Below are 19,729 nucleotides of genomic sequence, written 5' to 3'. Positions count from 1 at the left end.
CTCAGCAAATGGGCGCCTCTGTCCATCCCGTATTCGACGCTGTATCCGGCGGAAGTGACGAGAGACACCCAAATATTTCCCTACCGCATCATTGCGGAAGAGGCTGTAAAAATGGAAAAATTTTGAAAATCAAGAGTATGCGAACACGTCCTCGCCGGTCCGCGGCGCCGGACCGGGTGGACGCGCCGAAGAGAGGGGGTAGGCGGCTACCGCAGGAAGTCCGCCAGTGTGGGTTGCAGAATGCGCCCGCCCACGCTCAGCGCCGCGCGGTACACAGCCTCCGCCATCGAAAAGTACATGATGGCCTCGGCCTGGTCCAAATCTTCGACGTCGGACTTCATCTGTGTGTAGTTGATGAAATCCTGCTCGAACCGGGCCGTCATGAGCTCCAGCCGATTCTGTCGCCCGCCGATCTCGGCGGAGAGAGCCAGCGCGTTGCCCTGCAGGCGCTGGAAGATTTCGATAAAGGGCCTTAGGTCCTCCATCTCGGCGGAGGACGCCTTCTCGTAAAATTCTTTGATCTGGTGGTAGACATTGTCTTCCCCAAGACCCATGAACCGCACGCCGGAGGTCGACACCGGCAGGTCCGTGCCAAAACCGATCTCATACGAGATGACCTCGTCCAGCGCCTGCACGCTGGCCAGCGCAGCCGGGTCATACAGGCTGAAGCCGTTAAAGGTCATCTCGCCGGACACGGCGTCCACGGCCATCGGCGCTTTGGTCACGTTGTAACCGCCGAAAAGGTACTTGTCGCCGAGGGTGGCGTTGCCCAGCGTGACCACCTGGTCGAGCAGTTCTTTCAGCTCATACGAGGCGGCCTGGCGGTCCTCCGGTGTCTTCACCTCGTTCGCGAGGCTGACGGACAGCTCGTAGGCCCGCTTGACGATGGTGTTCAGTTCGTTTACCGAGGACTCCGACTGGGTGAGCCAGCTCTGGGCATCCTGAATGTTGCGCTGGTACTGCTCAATGCCGGCCAGCCGGGAGCGGGCGTTCAGGCTCTTGATCACCCCCACGGGGTCGTCGCTCAACCGGACGATCTTCCGGTTTGTGGCCAGCTGGGTCTGAAACCGCTCCATCTTGGCGGCGTTTCGATATAAATTCCGATTGAAGGAGCTTATCATCATCGCGTTTGTCACGCGCTGCGCCATGGTACACGCCTCCCTATTCACACTGCCTGTACAAAAAGATATTGACGGCCAAGTATTGCGTCAAAAAGACAAGCAGGAATTCGCAAGTGATCGTTTGACAGTTACAGGCCGACGCGGCCGGTGCGGTTGATCAGCACGTCGAGGGCTTCATCCATCGTGGTGATCACGCGGGCGGCGGCGTTATAGGCGTGCTGGAAGCGCAGCAGATCCGTCATCTCCTCGTCGAGAGAGACGCCCGACACCGAGGCCCGCTGGGCCGTGAGTCCGTCGAGCAGGGCGTACTCCTGCTCCGCCATCTTGTTGGCGTGGGCCACCTCCGAGGCCAGCTCGGTGATGAAAGTGTTGTAAAATTTCTCGAAATTGTCCACCGCCGGGAGGTCGCTGCGCTGCGCCAGCTTGATGAGCTGCTCCAGCACCGTTCGGTTGTTGCCGGTTTCGTAATGACCGTTTGCGTCCATCTGGACGGGCTCGTCCGAGGCCACCGCGTTGTAGGGGCTCGCCAGGATGTCGGCGGACAGCGAGAACGCGTCGATCGTCAGCCCCGCCGGGTCAAAGAACGGGACGCCCGTCCGGCTGGGGTGCGTGACCCCGCTTCCGTCGACGTAGGGCAGGGTATAGCCGGTTTCGTGAACCGCGTTGAACTCTGTGACGAGCGAACGCACAAGCGTGTCGAGCTGCGCCTTGAAGTAGGGCAGGCCCTGGGTACTCGCCGAGTTGCCGTCGCGCAGGTCCAGGTAAGAGCGCACGGCGCCGCCCGTGACCGGTACGGCGCTGCTGTCGTCGGCGAACTGCAGTTCGTGGAGCGGGGCGAGGGAGGCGGAACCGCCGACGATGTCGTTGACGACGGTTTGCACGGCGGTGATCTCCCGGAATGTGCTGTGGTCGATGAAGTCCGCCCCACCGATTTGGACCACGAGCGTGGTCAGTTCCATCCCGTTGATGTCCGTCTTGCCGGAGCCCACCTCCTGGTACGAGATGTCCACAAAGCCAGCCAACTCGTCGAGCAGCAGATTGCGCTTGTCGCGCAGGTCGTTTGCGTTGTTGCCGGTCAGCTCATATTTAAAAACGGCCTGGTTTAGTTCGGCGATTTGCCGGCCCAAGTCGCTGATGTGCTTGCCCTGGGCGACGACCATCTCGTCCTGTTGGTACATCTGGTCGGTGAATTTGCTGTAGTACGAGTGGAACATGTCCGTCATAGACTTGGCCTTCTCCACTGCCTCGGCGCGCACCGCGCCGTCCGTCGTGTTCTTGGAGAGCTCCTGTAAGCTGTTGAAGAAGCCGTTCATGACGGTGTTGAGGCTGGTGGCGTCTATGTCGTTGAAGATATCTTCGATGTAGGAGAGGGCGGCGCTCCGTTCGTCCCAGTACGCAGTCCGAGTGAGTTCATTTCGCACCTGTTTATCAAGAAAGCGGTCGCGAATCTGCTCCACTGTCAGCGTGACCACGCCGCCGCCCGTCCGGCCCTTGTCGATGGGCAGCCACAGGGTATTCATCCCCGGCGGCGGCACCGCGGCGGTGACGAAGCGCTGGCGGGTGTAGCCTGCCGTATTGGCGTTGGCAATGTTGTGGCCGGCCAAGTCGATCTGCCGCTGGGCGACAAAGAGCCCGCGGTTGGCGATATCCAGGCCCGCAAACGTAGAACGCATGGTTGTCTCACACCTTTTGATCGATGATGTTGTTTTTTCGCGACGGCGACGGCGCGTCGGCGCCGTCCACGCCGTAGAGGCGGGAGGGACTCTGCCGTTGGGATACGGCGTCTAGCGTGTACTGGATGTATTCCAGGCGGGACTCGATCAGTTTCCGGTTGACTTCATTCAGGCGCACCTGACGGTCGAGCAGATCGGTGAGCTCGGTGTAGAGGGCGTTTAGCTGTTCCGCGTGCCGCACGTCGCTCACGTTTAAAAAGTCCTGCAGCACAATGTCGGCGGCGCGCTGCCCAAGACGGGCGGCCAGTGCGTTCACGCAGTCCCTGCGCTTTCGCTCCCATTCGTTCAAACGGGCCAGCAAATTCTGCTCCTGTTTGACAATGCCGTCGAGGTCGGAGAGGTTGTTTTCGGTGGTAGCGACCTTTTTGGCCTCGGAGAGATGCAAAAGTTCCCTGTGCACATCGCGTTCGGCGGTGAGCACCGCGCAAAAAGTATCAAGCAGTGTCTGCATTGTCCCGACTCCTACCCTGGTGTTGTCTGCGGTCTATATAGTATATATCGTAACATCGGCTGCGTTCATTGAGCGAAAAAATGTACGTGGGCTCAAAGCGGACAAACAAACGCCCCCGCCGGGCAGGGTCAGGCGCCCGGCGGGGGCAGCGCGTCGTTGAAAATAGGGTCTTTAGAGTCTTGCGGCCGCGTGGGCCAGCAGTTTTTCCGCCACCGCGCGGCCTTCCACGCGGTATGTGCCGGCTTCGATTTGTTGCCGGAGCATCGTCACTCTTTCCATGCGGACGTCCGGCGTACTTTGGGCGACGCGCAGAAACTCGTCGAGCGGGCGTGCGTTCTGAGAAAACTCTACCATGTCCGGCGCCTGGGAACCGGCGCGCGGCGCGGGGGCCTTGCGGCCTGTCTTCCCATAGATATTCACCTGGGCAGACAGGGGTACCGATGCGATCTTCATTTGCGTTCTTCCTCCTCTTGCGATTGTGGCTTCTTCATCTGTGGCTGCGTTTCTTCTCTTCTATATGTTATATCGAAAGGTCTCTATAAAAACTGAAGTAAAAACACACAAAAATGATTGAGCGAAAGCGTCAATCTTAGGACTGATTTTTTAGACAACATTTCCTGTTTTTGACGATCGCCGTTCCCGATGGACGAACAGACGGCCGGCCAACGTTTATTTGTTCCCACCGCGGATGTCGAGGAACTTGCGCGACCAGACCCCTTCGCTCGGCGCCGGCCGGTTGGCGGCACACCCCGGTCGTCCGGCCGTCTTCTCCTCCGGCCGGGCTTTTTCGCCCAGGGTCTCCGCCGTCTCCGCGAGCTGTGAGCGCACCAGGGCGGCGCACGCGTCGCAGTAACGGCCGGTTTTGATGGGTTTGCGGCAATTCTCACAGACGAGCATCGCCGCGGCGTCGCTGCCCAGAATCAACCGCCCCTCCCGCAGCCAGCCCAGAACGTCTTCTTCCTCCGCCCCGCTGGCCTCGCAGAGGGACGGCATATCCGCCTGCGGGTGATCGTACAGGTAATTGCGCACTTTTGTGAAGATGTCGTCGAGCTCATGCACACAGGCGGGACAGTTGAAGTGTCCGACATAGTTGAAGAGCTTACGGCATCGCCGGCACTGACGGATATCCATGACAGTGTCTCCTTATTATATCACGCCGCGCGGGGAAAAACCAGAGGGAATCGTGGGAGAATTTGGCCCGCGGACGGCATGCAGATTTCGGGTAAAAAGCTGCATCTTTGAGGGCAAGCGATGCGCCGGGCCGGCGCGTTACGACCGGATGCTGTTGCAGATCTGGGCCATCTGGTCGGCGGTGGTCACGCAGCGGGAGGAGAGCTGGTAAGCGCGCTGTGCCCGGATGAGCCGCGCCATCTCCTCCGCGTAGTCGACGTTGGAGGCCTCCAGCGCGCCCTGCCGCAGCGTGGTGTCGATCGCCTCCCGGGGCGCGCCCGCGTTCTCGCTCGGGCGATAGCGGCTGTCTCCGGCGGCCTGCAGGCCGCCGGGGTTGTCGAATTCGGTGAGGGCGAGGCGCGCAAAGGGGACGGCGTCATCCCCCGTCTCCGTCCGGAGAGACAGGGCGCCGCGCGCGTCAGCCGAGAGGGAGGACGCGTCGCCGGGGATGCGGATGCGCGCGCCGTCAGCGCCCAGCAGGTAACAGCCCTGCTTGTCGACCAGGTAGTCGCCGTCCGCCTCCGGCGTCAGATAGAAGGCGCCGTCCCGCGTGTAGAGCCGCTCGCCGGCGGGCGTGACCACCGTAAAGAAACCCGGCCCCTCCAGCGCGAAATCCAGAGTGCGCGCTGTGTCGAGCGAGGCGCCCTGCCCGAAGTTGTGAAGCGTCTGCGCGGGCACCACCCCGGTGCCCCGCTGCAGGTTGATCTGGGGGGCGTTGTCCGTGGGGGAGAGCATACGGGCATACAAGGTCTCCTTGAACTCCGTCCGGCTCCGTTTGTATCCGTGCGTGTTGACGTTCGCGATGTTGTTCGCGATGGTGTCGAGATTTTGCTGGTGCGACAGCATGCCGTGCAGGCCGTTGTACATGGTTTGAATCAAAACAAACCCCACTCCCATCCCCGCCGCGCGGCAGGCGCGGCGAACTATGAAACATCAATTGAGAAAAAATATCCGATGCGGCGCCGGGCGAGACTTTTGACGCCCGAAGCGCCTGACCGTCCTATGCCTGACCTATACCCGGGCGATGTCGTTCACGGCGCGGCCGAGGGACTCGTCCACCATGCGCAGAACCCGCTGGTTCAGTTCGTAGTGTCGGTAGACCTGAATCATGTCGACCAGTTCCCGGGCGGTGTCCACATTGGCGCCCTCCAGGGTGCCCTGGCGCACCTCCGCGGCCGCGGAAACCGGCGGATTGGTCTCCGGTTCCAAGTTGTACATGAGGCTGTCCCGATCCTTGCGCAGCAGGCTGTTGTCCGCAAAGCGCACGACGCGCAGCCGGTCCGTCTGAACGCCGCCCGCGGTGACGCCGCCCTCCGCCGTCACCGTGAAGTCGCCGGACCCCACGCGCAGCCGCCCGCTTTGCCCCAGCACGTACTGCCCGGTCGGGGTGACGAGGTAGCCATCCGCGTCCACCGAGAAACTGCCGTTGCGGGTGTAGCGTTCCCCGTCGGGGGTCTCCACTGCGAAGAACCCGTCGCCGGCCAGCGCCAGGTCGGTGGACAGCTGCGTCTCCTCCAGCGGCCCCTGGACAAACGAAGTGTACACCCGGTCGATGTGGATCCCGGTGTTGTGCGGGCCCACCGTGGTGTACACATTGACGTTGGGATCGTTCAGGCGGGAGATGAGCATGTCTCGGAAGGACTGCGTGACCAAGGTGTCCGCCCTGAACCCCCTTGTCTCCGCGTTTGCCAGGTTGTTGCTGATCACATCCATGCGGCGTGTGTCGGTGAGCATGGCCGTGGCGGCCGTGTATAGGGATCTCAGCATGGCGGGTCTCCTTTCAACGTCAACGCGCAGGCACGCTGCGCGGAGCCAAAAACATCCAAATGATTCAAACCATCAATGGTTCAGGTGTCAGCAGTGTCTATCAATCATATCGAAAAATTTTCGTCTGTCCGTTACGCCGATTTTACACCGATTTTTGATTTTTTCCTCCCCTGCGCCGCTGGAAATGAATGGGCGGCGGACCCAAGTTCAAAAGTTACGAAAAAGTAACAAAACTGCAACAAAATTTACATTTTTCAAAATAAATGTTAAAAATAGCGAGAAATATATGAAAAACTTGACTTTTCTATGTTTTTGGTATATAATCTTCTGTGCGTGGATATACCGAGAGAGGGGGTAAGACCCCTCGGGCGTGCCGCCGACGCCCCAAAACTGTAAGATACTGGGTATTTTGAGGCGGCCGAAACCATGCGCGGGTCCGTTCTGCACGTCGCCGGACGCGGCGGGCCCGCCCCAATACGGAGGTCATTGTTTGAGAGTACGATACGCGATACGAAATGTGCTTGCGCGCGGCTTTGCGGTCCTGCGCGGGCGCGGCGTGGCCGTCACGCTGCTCGGCGTGCTGGCGCTGGCCGCCGTCGTCGGGCTGAACCGGGGGACTAGGCTGTTTGTGATCTACGACGGCGAGCAGCTCATCGTCCACCAGACCGATACGGAGGACGCCGGTCAGGCGCTGCACGAGGCCGGCATCCGACTCAGCCGGAACGACACGGTCTCCCTGCCCGAGAGCACGGCCGGCGGCGTGGTGGAGGTACGCATTGAGCGCTCCCAGACCGTGCACATGGACGTCCACGGCGAACGGTACACGCTGTCAACCTTGGGCGGTACGGTGGGCGCGGTGCTCAGCCGGTCGGGGATCACCACGGGCGGGTTCGACGAGATCACGCCGGACGTCTCGACGCCCGTCACGAGCGGGATGACGATCTCGGTGGTGCGCCGGGAGATTGTCACCGAGTACAAGACCGAGGAGATTCCGTTCTGGAACGTCCGGGCGCCCGCGTCCGAGCTGCTTGTCGGGAAGGAGCGTCTCGCCCAGGAGGGCGTCGTCGGAGAGCGGCGGCATGTCTACGAGATCACGCTGCGCAACGGCGTGCCGGTGTCCCGGGTCCGCGTGCGCATCGAGGTGACGACAGAGCCGCAAAACGAGATCATCGAGTACGGCACGCGCAAGCCGGACCCGCCGAAGCCGAAACCGGCGCAGCCCAGCATCACACTGAAGGAGAACGCCGTGGCAGTGCCGCTGGCGGAGAGCGGGGGCGGCTTGCTGACGACGCCCTCGGGCGAGGAGCTGGCTTACGGCCGCGTCTTGGAGGTGACGGCGACCGCCTACACCACCGAGGGGCGCCGCCAGAAGCGGACGGCTTCGGGCACACAGGCCCGTGTGGGCGCCATCGCCGTCGATCCCAAGGTGATTCCGCTGGGGTCGAAGGTGTACGTGGAGATCCCCGGCGGCAAGTGGTTCTACGGCCTGGCCGTATGCGAGGACACGGGCGGCGTCATCAAGGGCAACAAGATCGATCTGTTTTTCAACACCGAGTCTGAATGCATGCGGTTCGGGCGCCGCAAAGCGATTGTCTATGTACTGGACTGATAAGATTTACCAAATGCAATGAAGGCAGCAAAAAGGGAGCCCTCCACGCGGGCTCCTTTTTGCTGCCTTCATCAGCTGAGGAAGTCCATTACGTCCTCGACGGAGAGGTCTTCTTGGAGGCAGAGGTTGATGGCGTAACCCACGGCTTTAGAGAGTTCGCGCACACGGGCGTCGATTTCCTTGGGGGTGACGATCATCCCGCCGCCGTGGGGCGCCAGCGCGGCGGGGTCGACCGCCGCGGCGCCGGCCTCCTCCAGCAGGTCGGCGCACAGCGTGGCGGTGTCCACCACGGTGGGGACGCCCACGGCGACGGCGGGCAGGCCCAGCGTCTCCCTATTTAGGGCGGCCCGGGCGTTGCCCACGCCGGAACCCGGCACGATGCCCGTGTCGGCGAACTGCACGGTGGAACAGACGCGCCGGAGCCGGCGGGAGGCCAGCGCGTCCACGAGGATGACGGCGTCGGGGCGCGCCTCGGCGATCACGCCCCGGATGATATCGGCGCTCTCCATGCCGGTGGAGCCGAGCACACCGGGGGCGAAGGCGGCCACCGGCCGCAGGTGACCGAACAGGTCCGGCAGCCGGTCCACGAGGTGCCGTGTGACCATGACATGTTCCACGGCGAGCGGTCCGACGGCGTCGGGGGTGATGTCGCGATTGCCGAGGCCCACGACGAGCACGGCGGCCGCGGGCGCCAGCGGCAGCAGTGGGCGCAGTTCCTGGGCCAGCGCCCGCGCGGCGTCCGCGAAGGCGGACGGTTCCCCGCGGATGAGCCGGGGCAGCTCGACGGTCACATAGGCGCCGGCGGGTTTGCCGAGCGCCCGCGCGCCTTCGTCGGACAAGATCCGCACGGCGGTGACCGGGCAGCCGCGCGTCTCATAGTCCCGGGCTTCGACCCCGGGGAGCCGCGTCGTTTCCCCGGCGCTTTCCTCCCAAAGTTCCCTGGCTTCCACCGCCAGATCGGTCCGCCGCGCTATCATCCCATCCCTCCCGGTGTTTCAAAGGTTCGTTTAGTATGCCCGGCGCGGAGCGGATGTATGAGACGGGGCCTGTAAGAGAAATTTTGGAGGGAAGATAGAAAACAGAAGAAAAAGATGATAGTATGAAGGGGCTGGAGAAGGCGCAGAGCGCAGAGATGATGGGAGAGGGGAGAAGAGATGGCAATATTTTACTTTTCTGCGATAGAGGGAAAGAAGAAACAGGACGAAGCTGTGGAACTATACATAAAATATAAGAGTTTTATGTATAACATTGCCAACAGCGTATTGGAGGATCACGGCGAGGCCGAGGATGCCGTACACAACGCGTTTATCCGCATCATCGAGAATTTTGAGAAATTTGATCTGCGAGACGGTCACAAAACGAAGAGCTTAATCGGTATGATAGTGAAGGGGTATGCCATCGATGCATACCGGCACAGGGAAAACATGGTGGCTGTTGAGGAACTGCCTGAGGAGGACGGCGACAACGGGACTTCACTGGAAGGACAGTTGATTGACCGGGAACGGTACGAAGATCTCAAAAGGCATCTTGCTTCTCTGGATGCGCTCTATGCCGACGTCATTTTGCTGAAATATGATGGGTACAGCAACGCGGAAATGGCTTCGCTGTTGGGCGTCACGGAGGACGTTGTGAGGCAGCGGCTGCACAGGGCTAGGGTCAAGCTCAAAAAACGGTTGGAAATGGAGGGAGATCAAGATGGCGCCAAAAAATCTCAATGACAAAATATTTGACGCCATGCTGGATGTTGCGGCGGAAGAGGTTCTGGAACAGCGCCTCAAGGAGTGGGAGGCGCTGGACACGGAAGAACACGTCTTCTCGCCGGAATTTGAGCGAAAGATGAGACGTCTGCTCAAAGGAAGAACGAGGCAGGTTCGGGTTCAAAAGGCCAGGCGTTTCTTCAGCCGGGCGGCGGCAGTGCTGGTGATTTTCATGGTGGTCGGCTTTGCGCTGACCATGAGCGTGTCCGCCATACGGGTGCAGGTGCTGAATACGATCATCGAGTACGGAGAGACATTCTTCGGCGTCCATTTCGGAGGTACAGCTGATGAGAACAGTGAGAGCGATGCGTATGTGTACCCGGAATATGTTCCTGTCGGGTATGAGCTCGAGGTTGACGACGAGATGCCGATTGGAAGGATTGTTTCATACAAAAATGAAGAAACGGGCGGTGTTATAGACTTTTTGCAACTTTTGAAGCTGGAAAGTACAGTAAACACCTTTGACAGTGAACATGTAGACATACCATATGAAGTCACCTATAAAGACCAAAGGCTATTGGTTTTTGAATCGAATACAGAGGGGTATGCCAGTTATATTATCTGGGAGAGCGACACAATATTCTACGAACTGTCGGCCTCCTTGCCGGTTGACGAGCTTCTGAAGATCGCGAGATCTACATTTGGCTGATGAATAACAAAATAACAAAATTTGGAAACTTCTGGGAGATATATAACTGCTTGATTGGTTTCTCAAAATATTTTTACAAAACTTGTCACAAAAAGGGCGGCTCAGCGGGTATAGAGATAGAAGGGTAGAAACGCCTGCGGAGGTAAGCCCCAAAAACTCATAAGAAAGACAGAAGGAGAAGAGCAATGAGAAGGATTCGAACAATAGCATCTTTGATGGTGTGTATCTTTGTGCTGGTAGGTTCGTTGTCTGCGACCGCACAAGCTGCGGGAGTGTCTCTGCAGTACATCAATACGAAGACTGTGGCCATTGGACTCAGTATCAGTGGGGATACTGCCAGTTGCAGTGCGGTGGTGTTGGGAGAGAGTGGGACGACAGGAATTTCTGTCACGATGTCTCTGGAACGGAGAGGTTCCACTGGGAGCTACACAACAATTAAGACATGGCCCACTGAAAGCGCGAACGGCACCATCTGTTCTGTTTCCAAGATTTATGCCGTCGTGTCTGGATATACGTATCGCGTACACGCGGAGGTTGCCGTGACGAGAAATGGAGCAGTGGAAAATATTACGGAATACAGTCTCGCTGCAGCGGCGTAGGTGCGGCTGGGGATGTTTTGCGATGAATAGGTGAACGTATTCACCGAAGAGGGGCCGCCTGGCGAGCGATAGGCTTGGGGTGGAGAAAGGGCTCAATACTGTATGAAAGGGGAGATGCGTGGAACACATTGGCATACAATGTTGCCCTGTTCGGGAAGTGTTTGTTGTGTAGCGATATGATGTGTTAAGAAGCTGGATCCGTGATGAGATAACTGTAGAAACACCTTCAATGCCAGTTGCTATAAGGAGTTGAATCTTGTTTATAAAGTTGCTGTCACGGATTCGGAGAAGTTGAATTCAAATCTTAATAAAGAAGGATGGTTATGTTTTATGAAGAGAGTGATGTCAGTTTTTTTGTGCCTATGCATATTCGTGTTGGGATTGGCAGCGTCTGCTGCTGGAGAAAGGGAGAGTAAGTTGCCAGAGGCATATACGGATGAGGGTGGCTATCTGTCTGAGGAAGAAGTGTTTTCTGCGATTGCAGCTACTTATGGTGATATAAAACTGTTGACCCGCATCAAGTCGGCACAGTCTGAAACTCCAAGCGGACTTGTTCTTGAGGGGTTTCATGCAGAGGATTACAACGTTTATATGGACAATGAATACGGCGGCATGTATCTCAATGAGAATGACAGGAGTGAACTCGTGCTCTGTTATGTCGCTGGGTCAAAATCCCTTGCCATGATGGAAAGAATGAATAATTCAAAATTCAGGACTCTTTCGACGCTGACAGGAAAGACTTTTTCGATTGCTATTAAGAGTGTTGCATATAGTTATGATGATTTGCTTGAGGCGAATGATCGGCTAATTGAAATGTTCTCAAGGCATGGATATAAGGGTAGACATACACAGTGGGTTGATGTGCGCAATAATAGGGTAGTTGTCGAGATGGACGCAAAGGAAACGTTGGAAAAAGTGGAAAAAGAGCTGACACCATTCTTTGAAAAAGATATGGTTTCCTTTGTGAGGACTGATCGAAGAGAGTGGAAATTTACTGCCACTATAAATGGGACTTCAGCTATTCATGGTCCTGCCAGCGCAAGTACGCCTGCTGGTCGAATGTATAGTTATACCAAAGGGAATTATGGTGTTATTACATGTGCTCATGGATATAGCAATGGCAATGCAATATACACGGGGCAGACTGGAGGTTCGCAGATTGGATCTATAACAGATCGAGTATTTTCGACAACCAATGATGCATCATATATCGTGTTAAGTAGTGGCAATAGTTATACGGGTACAAGATCAGATGAGATAAGTTCGACTCTCCCAGCAATAGGGGCGTATATTACTTTGCGCGGATTTGTGTCTGGCACTATTAGTTTTGCAGAAGTACTTTCAACAAATGGAATGTTTGAAATTGATGGAGTTACTTATACTGATAATATTTGGGTCGATAAAGGCGTTCAACCTGGTGATAGCGGAGGTGGCGCCATCGGTGGGACTGCCGATGGAGGAAGGACAAATCTTATTGTTGGAATTAATAGATCATCAGATGGTTCGACAGGGACAATGCTGGTGAAAGGAAGTCGTATAATAAATGCGTTTGGCTAATCACAATCGTTCAGACGGTTAGGTCATAGGTGAAGTAACGCAGCTGAGAAAAACAGCAGGTTTTTGTAAAAAAGTTGCCATTTTGGCGGCTTTTTTACTTGACTAAGTCGCTCATAATCGAGCGGCGTGCGCCGCAGTTATGCGCGAAGTAAATAAAAGCATAGATAAACACAGCAAAAAAGTGGTAAGAAAAAATTTCACCACTTTTTTGCTGTGTTTATCTCGTAAGCATCAAGTACAGGCGCGCATAGCGGTAGCGAAGAGGTATAATCATCAAAGAAGAGACACAAGGGAACAGACTGTGTGGGAGCCTGTAGTTTGTAAGAAGCGGGTGTAAAGTTAAGCAAAAGGGATCAACGAATCGCGTGGCGTCCGGGCAACACAGCCGGCACCTCAAGAAAAAATCCAATGCGGACATTCGGGCGCGGTTGTATCCGGCCGCAGTCCCACAGGCGAAAAAGATGGTCCTGACTGAAGAAGTTGTACACGCGTGGCTGAATGGCGGCAAGTGGCACAACCTGCGATTTGCATCCATCGTGATGTGGCGGTTCGATTCTTCTTGACATCTGAACCAAATCATTATATCTTAATCTTGAGGGGCCGGACCTTGTCCGGATACCACGCGGCTTGTGGCCGAATCCGATGCGCTCCACAGCCGGATGCGTCCGGATTAAGCGCTCTGAAGGCAGCAATAAGGGGTTTTCTGCGCGCCAGCTTGACGCGCGAGGTGGTAGCGATGGCGGAATAAGTCGCCGGTCAGCAGTGAGCGAGGCTTTGATAGCCGAGGCATGTATTTGTGTAAAAAATTTTTTACACACGGGAGTGAGGGCCTTTGAGACGTTTTTTACATCTTGTTGTATTGACATGTATCATAGCGCTTTGGGGTGCAGTGCATGGGTGTGCGGGATACACAGACAAGGAGGCATTTTTGGGGTTGAACGCTTTTGGGGAAAAGGAAGAGCTCGAACATCCGTTGGCGGAGATAGATCAAAAGATTCTGCATCAAGAAGAGATCATCAGTTTGCAAGAGCGAGCTTCTTTGGTCTTTAAACGCCTGACGATCCAGTATGGCATCCCTCTATTTTCGGAAACTGATGGCATCCCACCGTCCAGCCAGACAGATTATGATGGAGTGTTTGCCGGCGGTTATTGGAGCGAAGTGCATGGGAAAATCATCCTTCTTCTGGCCCCCGCATTGCCCGAGGAGTTGACGAGGGCCAAACGCGAACTTCTTTCCGTCTCAGAGGAAACTGAAGATTTGATTGTATTTCAGAAGGCGGAGTATTCTTACTACACGTTATGTAATCTTGAAAAACTCTTGTCAAGGCCGGAAAATATGAGCGGACAAAAGAAAAGTAAAGATGGAAACCTCACGACATTTCAAGTGATGGCGGTCAATATAAATATCATCGAAAACTGTGTAAAGGTGGCTATCTTTTCTCTGGATGAAGAAAAAGTTACGCTGTACAGGGAAGCGGTGATTGACTCGCCGGCGATTGTCTTTAAAAACGCAGAACTTATGAGCCCTGATCTCTTGATTGGTTCCTAACCTATTAAAAGAAAGATGGTTATGTCTTGTGAAGAAAGTGACGTCAGTTTTTTTGTGTCTGTGTATACTCATGTTGGGATTGACAACATCTGCTGCTGGAGAAAGGGAAAGTAGGTTGCCAGAGACATCTGCGGATGATGGCGGCTATCTGTCTGAGGAAGAAGTGTTTTCTGCGCTTGCGGCTGCTTATGGTGATATAAAACTGTTGACCCGCATCAAGTCGGCACAGTCTGAAACCCCAAGCGGACCTGTTCTTGAGGGGTTTCATGCAGAAGATTACAACGTTTATATGGACAATGAATACGGCGGCATGTATCTCAATGAGCATGACAGGAGCGAACTCGTGCTCTGTTATGTCGCTGGATCAAAATCCCTTGCCATGATGGAAAAAATGAACAATTCAAAATTCAGGACTCTTTCGACGCTGACGGGGAAGACTTTTTCTCTCGTTATTAAGAGCGTTACCTATAGTTATGGCGATTTGCTTGAGGCAAATGATCGTCTAATTGAAATAATTTCAAAAATACTCTCAAAGCATGAATATGAAGACATCTATTCATGGGGGATCGATGTGCGGAACAATAGAATCGCTATCGAAATGGGCACAAGTGAAGCATTAGACAAGGTGGAAAAAGAGTTGATACCGTTCTTTGAAAAAGACATGCTTTTCTTTGTGAGGGCTGATCAGAAAAAATGGAAATTTACCGCCACAATAAATGAGACTTCAACCATTCAAGCGTCTTGAAAGGTGTGGCTTCTTCTCAGGCAGTGTGCGTTTTGAGGTTCCATTCAACCCAAAGTACTGCAGATGAAAGAGGTGAAATTCATGAAAAGGAAAGTATCAATTTTTGTGTTTGTACTCGTGGTTAGTTTTTTGCTTGTGGGCACAGGTTCCGCGATTTCTGTCCCAGTCAGCGTTATCAGATCCAGCGCGTTGGTCTATCGTTCGGATTTTCTAAATGACGCGGCGATATATGTTTCCAATGTAGAGTACGGCAATCATGTCTTGTCGATTGCCGCTGTTAACAAGGCTTCACAGCATAAAAACGAGTACTATGGCAATTACGCAAAGTTGGGGGTATATACGTCGAGGCGAATAGAAGTTGATGAGGGGTTTTACGCGATTGATCTGTCTGTGGACAAAGAAATAGATGATCCAAAAACAAGAGTGATCGTTGACGTTTCTGTCAGCCGAGACGGGGAGACTTGGTCTGACTCCGTGTCTACCGAAGATGCTGCCGCGCATATAACTTTTAAATCGACATCTTTGTCTGAAGAACCATATCACTATGTTTTCTATCAGATCGTTTTTGTTGCGTATGATGAGAAAGATGAAGGCGTGATTCATGAAATAAAGATGGATTTTGGCAGTTTGGACGACGGGCCTGCATTTTTAGAAGTGTATGCCGCGAAAAAGGAATTTTTGGAAAGCCAATTGTTGGCTTTGGATGGATACTATGAGAAAGTTGAGTTGGCGGGATTGGAGTATGATCAATCGATCATCGATCGGTTGGAGGCGCAAGTCAAAGAAGCTTCCGCCGCATTAGAACAGTTGGAATTAGAGCGCCTTAGAGTTATCGGCTACAGATAGTTTTTCGGCGGTTGTAGCTATACCAGAGACAACCTGGGACATTAGAATATCAGAGATGATTTCTGGTTGGCGGCTTTTCAGTGGCTTTTAGATGTGATCAATGCCGCTTGAGTATGTGGCGACAAAACAAGAATTGACGAGGATATTATGAAATGGAAGCTTGTTCATTCATTGAATATGTTGTTAAGTTTGTGCGTTTTCACTGCGCGTGTTCTACAAAATTCAAAAGGCTGTGGGCATTGTCGCTGATCGTCTGTTTAGTATCTTCTTTGGCAGCCTGTGCACCGATGTTATCTGGAGTGTCGGTTACCCCTGACTCTTCCGAATCCGAATCCAGCTCTCCCGAGCCGGTTTCTCTCTCCGGTGATTCAGGCGACGTTTCGGTTGTGCCTGCCATTTGCCCCTGCCCATGTATGATGTCTTCACTGGAGGAGTTCCAGAACCCATTACTGCGCAGTGGGAGCTGGATGCCTTTTTGCACCGCACAGCGGTAACCTATTATTCCATGAGAGGTCGAGATGCGCGGGCGCTGGGCAATGACCTACTCATCCCCTCCTTGCGCATTGTAGAAAGCTGGGAAGCTGAAGATGGAGATATATACTATCTTTGCCGGATGGCTGTGGCGGATTATTGTGGTCTCACGGAAGACATTCGTCTCGGCAGGCTCCGCACAGATCCGGCGTATGATGGAAGCAGAATGGGCGTTGGCTGGCCAATCCGTTTTAAAGTGGCCGAGTGCGGATGGGAGGACGAAGAATACAATTATTGGCCATATCATTGCACCGAAATTCTTGAAATACCGCCTTCGGGCGACGGCAAGGGTGACATCCCGTACTTAGCCAAAATGTGCGAAGGGTACCCAGGTTTGTTGGAGCGCATGAAAGACTATGACGAGGACGACTACATCCGGGATATCCTCCCTTCGTCCATTGCTCACGACAGGGATGCCTTGTTGAAGACATATCTGGCGTACTTCGGTTTTGAGTTACAGATCGACAGGCCATAGAATCAATCATCCCCCCCCCCCCCGCCTAAGGCGAGGGGAGAATGATTTTTGAAGGCGGACAGTCGTCGTTAATAAAATAATTTTGCCTGCTTGTCAACGATACAGTGCACTAGAATGGAGAATGTTTTATGTTGAGATACTGTGCTTCAATTTTATTGCTGGTGATGATTTTATCATCATGTTCAAGAAGGGATACCGCCGATACAGATTACAATTATTCTTTAGGAAGAAATCCCTTTTCATCTTTTGTCAACGCATTGGGAGATGAGGTTTTATTTAAATCTTTTGTTCTCTCTGATAATGATGAAAATGAATTGATTGAATATCTTTATCAAGGTCTATTCAGCAAAATTCAAGGCGGTGCATCCCCAAAGTTGATTTATCCTGATTTTAGTCATGGATTAAATGTTCATTCAAATAAATTGTATTTTATCGATACGAAATATCATTTATTGAGGTATGATATTTCAACAAAAATAGCGGAAACCCTTCCGGGTATTGACGATAAAACTGTAGCTGAATGTTTAATTATCGATAACATACTCTTTTATATTACAGAAGATACAACCGAGAATACATACACTTTAAATGCCTGTGATCTTATCCAAAATGATCACAATATTATTGCCGATAATGTGCATTGGGAAAGACTGAACCAATTTCAAGGGAATATACAATTTTTTGACAGAAATGGGAACCCCCAAATATACGATTTCATTGCACAAACAATTGTTGAATATGGGCCTTTTGATATGGAAGTACTTCAGATTATGGACGATGAACGAGTGATTGGTTATAAAGATTATACAATGATTCAATGCGATCTCGATGGAAAGAATGAAAAGATTTTATTTTCTGCCCAAAATATTTATAATGTTATTCTTACACAGAATGAAATTTTCTATTCTACCGTCGCTCAAGAAACCTATACACAAACATTTTGCTTTTCTTTTTCAACAAGCAAAACAAGAGAACTTGCTACCACAAACTTTCCTATAGTAGGTTATGCAGACACATATTTGTTCTGTGCGTCAAGCGCTGGAAGCGGAGATTTACAACGTATTGACGTCAATTCTGGAGAAGTCGTTGTATTTGATGACAGAGCAAAAGATTACCAATCAGCGGGGTTTTTAGATGACACAGCCTACTAGGCCGCCCGCGCCTTAGTTCGTTCTCGTCCGCCAGAGCGGACGCGGTGGCCTTCGCCGCCAGCTTGAGCGTTGCGGGACCGAGGGGGATCACCTCTGTTAAGTAATTTTTGAGTACGGGATATTGACACAGCACATATTTTGTACTACAATACGTGTACCAATAGTGAAAGGGGTTGGTTGCGTGAACGCCGATACAATCAATTTAAGCATCCGCATGGAGCGTGAACTGAAAGAGCAAGCGGAAAGCCTGTTTTCCGAGCTTGGCATGAATATGACGACTGCGTTCAATGTTTTTGTCCGTCAGTCGGTACGACAGGGAAAAATCCCGTTTGAAATCTCCTTAAACCGTCCCAATGTGGAAACGATAACGGCTCTGCGTGAAATTGCAGACATGAGAAGCGGGAGAATACCGAAACAGACGGCTTCCGTCGCCGATTTTGTCAGAGAAATGAGTGAGCAGTAAATGAGAACGCTCGTTTACGTCGCGCAATTCAAAAAAGACTACAAACGCTGCCAAAAGCGCGGATACGACATGCAGACGCTGGTTGACGTAGAAAACGAGGTTCCGTTGTCGCCACGGCTTAAAGAACACCCATTGCCGGACAACAAGCCGCCGCCCTCCGGCAAGGATTACAATGACCATCTTTGTGACCGATTCGGCTTGCCACGAACGAAGCTAAAAGAAAGAAGCTGCGCCAGATAAAAAATAGGTTGTATTTTGCCTACTGGGTGTATAATATATGGCGAGATGAAAGCATGAAGGTAGACACAAACAACATCGTTTCCCTGACTGACGCAAACAGGAACTTTTCCCGCGTGGTGCGTCTGGCTGATGACGCAGGCGCGGTGGTGATAATGCGGAACAATGCGCCAAGCTATCTGCTGACGACGTTCGCTCATGCAGAGCAAGGGCAGGAAACGCCCGATAAGGACGTTATGGACGCCGCACGGCGTATTGTCAGTAAAAGCAGGGAATCCTTTGAAGCCGCTCAAGGCGGGCAATCATTAAAATCAGAAAGCAGGTGCGTTATGCGAGATACGGAGCAGAAGATACGCGAGGTAAACGCGACGATGGCGATGGAGGGTATGCCCCTTACCGACGAGGACAAGAGCCGTCTGAGAGATATTTTTGAGGGCAGGAAGACTGTCGAGAAAACTGTGCAGGAACTGATTCAGAAGCACAGCCCAAGAAGAGAAACAGCCTATGAGCACATATGATTACGAATACGAGTTGGGACAGCAGATACTGCTATCCCAACTCGTCCGTGCTGAAAAACAAAATCGGAATCACGGACGGGGCAGCGCTTGCCGTAGCCGAGCGAGAGATAACAGCCGCAACCGTTGCGGGAATAATGGATAAACCCGTGTGCGGCAAACTCGACTTCAAGCACCTCTGCGCCATCCACCGAGCCATCTTCCGTGATATTTTCGATTGGGCGGGCAAGCCGCGCACCGTCAATATCTCAAAAGGCAACCCGTTTTGCATGAGCCATGCCATCCCCGGCTATGCCGAGGACATCTTTGGCAGGCTAAAAAATGAGAACTTTCTCCTTGACACGGCGGCGGGAGAAATGCCGGAGCGATTGACCTACTATCTGAGCGAGATAAACGTCCTGCACCCGTTCCGCGAGGGAAACGGCAGGACGCAGCGCATCTTCATTGAGTACCTTGCCCAAAGTGCCGGATACTGCGTGGACTTCTCAGGCGTAAGCGGCAAGGAAATGATTGAGGCAAGCGTGTTGTCGTTTGACAAGGAATACGCCAAGATGAACGAGATGTTCAGGCGCGTCACATCCCCCACCACGCCGCAAGAGCAGCAGGCGTTCCGCAGGAAGTTGGAGCTTGATCGTACGGAGCGTGAACGCTGACAAAAAAGACTACAAACGCTGCCAAAAGCGCGGATACGACATGCAAACACTGGTTGACGTAATTTATATAAAGTTTTTAAAGAGGAATTGAGCTTATGAAGGAATATGCAATTTCCTTCATAATGCCACTGTAAGGGAGGAATAGGCATCT

The 19,729-nt window shown here is 53.4% G+C and carries 22 protein-coding genes; 13 read left to right on the top strand and 9 right to left on the bottom strand.

Features of this window, described 5'->3' with window-relative positions:
• Nucleotides 1-206: 206 nt before the first annotated feature.
• The 7 genes from flgL to flgF form a co-directional block, all read right to left on the bottom strand.
• Nucleotides 207-1,148, bottom strand: coding sequence for a flagellar hook-associated protein FlgL (gene flgL, locus LBK75_11805; protein ID MDR1158963.1), 942 nt, complete (start codon nt 1,146-1,148; stop codon nt 207-209).
• 101 nt (nt 1,149-1,249) lie between these two features.
• Nucleotides 1,250-2,794, bottom strand: a complete 1,545-nt coding sequence (gene flgK / locus LBK75_11800) for a flagellar hook-associated protein FlgK (protein MDR1158962.1) — start codon at nt 2,792-2,794, stop codon at nt 1,250-1,252.
• A gap of 7 nt (nt 2,795-2,801) precedes the next feature.
• The gene (locus LBK75_11795; protein MDR1158961.1) at nt 2,802-3,305 is read right to left on the bottom strand and encodes a flagellar protein FlgN; all 504 of its coding nucleotides are present in this window, start codon (nt 3,303-3,305) and stop codon (nt 2,802-2,804) included.
• A gap of 171 nt (nt 3,306-3,476) precedes the next feature.
• A complete protein-coding gene (flgM, locus tag LBK75_11790) occupies nt 3,477-3,758 on the bottom strand; it encodes a flagellar biosynthesis anti-sigma factor FlgM (protein ID MDR1158960.1) in 282 nt (93 codons plus the stop codon).
• Nucleotides 3,759-3,974: 216 nt separating this feature from the next.
• On the bottom strand, nt 3,975-4,436 hold the full coding sequence (locus LBK75_11785; protein MDR1158959.1) for a flagellar protein: 462 nt from the start codon (nt 4,434-4,436) through the stop codon (nt 3,975-3,977).
• 138 nt (nt 4,437-4,574) lie between these two features.
• On the bottom strand, nt 4,575-5,354 hold the full coding sequence (locus LBK75_11780) for a flagellar hook-basal body protein (protein MDR1158958.1): 780 nt from the start codon (nt 5,352-5,354) through the stop codon (nt 4,575-4,577).
• Between the two features lie 132 nt (nt 5,355-5,486).
• Entirely contained in the window at nt 5,487-6,242 is a 756-nt protein-coding gene (flgF, locus tag LBK75_11775) for a flagellar basal-body rod protein FlgF (protein ID MDR1158957.1), read from the bottom strand.
• Nucleotides 6,243-6,732: 490 nt separating this feature from the next.
• Between flgF and LBK75_11770 the strand changes: the two genes are divergently transcribed.
• A complete protein-coding gene (locus LBK75_11770; protein MDR1158956.1) occupies nt 6,733-7,851 on the top strand; it encodes a G5 domain-containing protein in 1,119 nt (372 codons plus the stop codon).
• Between the two features lie 71 nt (nt 7,852-7,922).
• On the opposite strand, the gene gpr is transcribed toward LBK75_11770, so the two are convergent.
• A complete protein-coding gene (gpr, locus tag LBK75_11765) occupies nt 7,923-8,828 on the bottom strand; it encodes a GPR endopeptidase (GenBank protein MDR1158955.1) in 906 nt (301 codons plus the stop codon).
• A 177-nt stretch (nt 8,829-9,005) separates the two neighbouring features.
• On the opposite strand from gpr, the gene LBK75_11760 reads away from it, so the two are divergent.
• The 6 genes from LBK75_11760 to LBK75_11735 all read left to right on the top strand — a co-directional run bounded on the left by LBK75_11760 (nt 9,006) and on the right by LBK75_11735 (nt 15,553).
• Nucleotides 9,006-9,569, top strand: a complete 564-nt coding sequence (locus LBK75_11760; GenBank protein MDR1158954.1) for a sigma-70 family RNA polymerase sigma factor — start codon at nt 9,006-9,008, stop codon at nt 9,567-9,569.
• Nucleotides 9,547-10,257 (top strand): DUF4367 domain-containing protein, encoded by a 711-nt coding sequence (locus LBK75_11755; GenBank protein ID MDR1158953.1) that lies wholly within the window; start codon nt 9,547-9,549, stop codon nt 10,255-10,257. The genes LBK75_11760 and LBK75_11755 overlap by 23 nt, the downstream gene beginning before the upstream one ends.
• 929 nt (nt 10,258-11,186) lie before the next feature.
• Nucleotides 11,187-12,413 carry a S1 family peptidase gene (locus LBK75_11750; GenBank protein ID MDR1158952.1) on the top strand — a complete coding sequence of 409 codons (1,227 nt, stop codon included), beginning with the start codon at nt 11,187-11,189 and terminating at the stop codon, nt 12,411-12,413.
• A 934-nt stretch (nt 12,414-13,347) separates the two neighbouring features.
• The gene (locus LBK75_11745; GenBank protein MDR1158951.1) at nt 13,348-13,962 is read left to right on the top strand and encodes a hypothetical protein; all 615 of its coding nucleotides are present in this window, start codon (nt 13,348-13,350) and stop codon (nt 13,960-13,962) included.
• 28 nt (nt 13,963-13,990) lie between these two features.
• On the top strand, nt 13,991-14,707 hold the full coding sequence (locus LBK75_11740) for a hypothetical protein (GenBank protein ID MDR1158950.1): 717 nt from the start codon (nt 13,991-13,993) through the stop codon (nt 14,705-14,707).
• Nucleotides 14,708-14,788: 81 nt separating this feature from the next.
• On the top strand, nt 14,789-15,553 hold the full coding sequence (locus tag LBK75_11735; GenBank protein ID MDR1158949.1) for a hypothetical protein: 765 nt from the start codon (nt 14,789-14,791) through the stop codon (nt 15,551-15,553).
• Nucleotides 15,554-15,752: 199 nt separating this feature from the next.
• On the opposite strand, the gene LBK75_11730 is transcribed toward LBK75_11735, so the two are convergent.
• The gene (locus tag LBK75_11730; GenBank protein ID MDR1158948.1) at nt 15,753-16,034 is read right to left on the bottom strand and encodes a hypothetical protein; all 282 of its coding nucleotides are present in this window, start codon (nt 16,032-16,034) and stop codon (nt 15,753-15,755) included.
• A gap of 24 nt (nt 16,035-16,058) precedes the next feature.
• Here LBK75_11730 and LBK75_11725 point away from each other — a divergent pair, with 24 nt between their 5' ends.
• The 6 genes from LBK75_11725 (at nt 16,059) to LBK75_11700 (ending at nt 19,578) form a co-directional block, all read left to right on the top strand.
• Nucleotides 16,059-16,559: a hypothetical protein gene (locus tag LBK75_11725; GenBank protein ID MDR1158947.1), complete on the top strand. Its 501-nt coding sequence runs from the start codon at nt 16,059-16,061 to the stop codon at nt 16,557-16,559.
• Between the two features lie 128 nt (nt 16,560-16,687).
• A complete protein-coding gene (locus LBK75_11720) occupies nt 16,688-17,710 on the top strand; it encodes a hypothetical protein (protein MDR1158946.1) in 1,023 nt (340 codons plus the stop codon).
• A gap of 181 nt (nt 17,711-17,891) precedes the next feature.
• A complete protein-coding gene (locus LBK75_11715) occupies nt 17,892-18,173 on the top strand; it encodes a type II toxin-antitoxin system RelB/DinJ family antitoxin (GenBank protein ID MDR1158945.1) in 282 nt (93 codons plus the stop codon).
• Nucleotides 18,174-18,413, top strand: a complete 240-nt coding sequence (locus LBK75_11710) for a type II toxin-antitoxin system YafQ family toxin (protein MDR1158944.1) — start codon at nt 18,174-18,176, stop codon at nt 18,411-18,413.
• Between the two features lie 53 nt (nt 18,414-18,466).
• The gene (locus tag LBK75_11705) at nt 18,467-18,928 is read left to right on the top strand and encodes a hypothetical protein (protein ID MDR1158943.1); all 462 of its coding nucleotides are present in this window, start codon (nt 18,467-18,469) and stop codon (nt 18,926-18,928) included.
• Nucleotides 18,925-19,578, top strand: a complete 654-nt coding sequence (locus LBK75_11700) for a Fic family protein (GenBank protein MDR1158942.1) — start codon at nt 18,925-18,927, stop codon at nt 19,576-19,578. Before LBK75_11705 ends, LBK75_11700 begins: the two co-directional genes overlap by 4 nt.
• Nucleotides 19,579-19,729 lie beyond the last annotated feature (151 nt).

The organism is Oscillospiraceae bacterium, from assembly GCA_031265355.1.
Taxonomy (GTDB): domain Bacteria; phylum Bacillota; class Clostridia; order Oscillospirales; family UBA929; genus JAIRTA01.
This window is presented reverse-complemented; position numbering and strand designations above follow the sequence as displayed.

What these genes read in the sequence shown, in the direction of transcription:
- flgL (MDR1158963.1), bottom strand. Translation starts at nt 1,148, where the DNA reads ATGGCGCAGCGCGTGACAAACGCGATGATGATAAGCTCCTTCAATCGG.
- flgK (MDR1158962.1), bottom strand. Translation starts at nt 2,794, where the DNA reads ATGCGTTCTACGTTTGCGGGCCTGGATATCGCCAACCGCGGGCTCTTT.
- LBK75_11795 (MDR1158961.1), bottom strand. Translation starts at nt 3,305, where the DNA reads ATGCAGACACTGCTTGATACTTTTTGCGCGGTGCTCACCGCCGAACGC.
- flgM (MDR1158960.1), bottom strand. Translation starts at nt 3,758, where the DNA reads ATGAAGATCGCATCGGTACCCCTGTCTGCCCAGGTGAATATCTATGGG.
- LBK75_11785 (MDR1158959.1), bottom strand. Translation starts at nt 4,436, where the DNA reads ATGGATATCCGTCAGTGCCGGCGATGCCGTAAGCTCTTCAACTATGTC.
- flgF (MDR1158957.1), bottom strand. Translation starts at nt 6,242, where the DNA reads ATGCTGAGATCCCTATACACGGCCGCCACGGCCATGCTCACCGACACA.
- gpr (MDR1158955.1), bottom strand. Translation starts at nt 8,828, where the DNA reads ATGATAGCGCGGCGGACCGATCTGGCGGTGGAAGCCAGGGAACTTTGG.
- LBK75_11760 (MDR1158954.1), top strand. Translation starts at nt 9,006, where the DNA reads ATGGCAATATTTTACTTTTCTGCGATAGAGGGAAAGAAGAAACAGGAC.
- LBK75_11755 (MDR1158953.1), top strand. Translation starts at nt 9,547, where the DNA reads ATGGCGCCAAAAAATCTCAATGACAAAATATTTGACGCCATGCTGGAT.
- LBK75_11750 (MDR1158952.1), top strand. Translation starts at nt 11,187, where the DNA reads ATGAAGAGAGTGATGTCAGTTTTTTTGTGCCTATGCATATTCGTGTTG.
- LBK75_11735 (MDR1158949.1), top strand. Translation starts at nt 14,789, where the DNA reads ATGAAAAGGAAAGTATCAATTTTTGTGTTTGTACTCGTGGTTAGTTTT.
- LBK75_11725 (MDR1158947.1), top strand. Translation starts at nt 16,059, where the DNA reads ATGAGAGGTCGAGATGCGCGGGCGCTGGGCAATGACCTACTCATCCCC.
- LBK75_11720 (MDR1158946.1), top strand. Translation starts at nt 16,688, where the DNA reads ATGTTGAGATACTGTGCTTCAATTTTATTGCTGGTGATGATTTTATCA.
- LBK75_11710 (MDR1158944.1), top strand. Translation starts at nt 18,174, where the DNA reads ATGAGAACGCTCGTTTACGTCGCGCAATTCAAAAAAGACTACAAACGC.
- LBK75_11705 (MDR1158943.1), top strand. Translation starts at nt 18,467, where the DNA reads ATGAAGGTAGACACAAACAACATCGTTTCCCTGACTGACGCAAACAGG.
- LBK75_11700 (MDR1158942.1), top strand. Translation starts at nt 18,925, where the DNA reads ATGATTACGAATACGAGTTGGGACAGCAGATACTGCTATCCCAACTCG.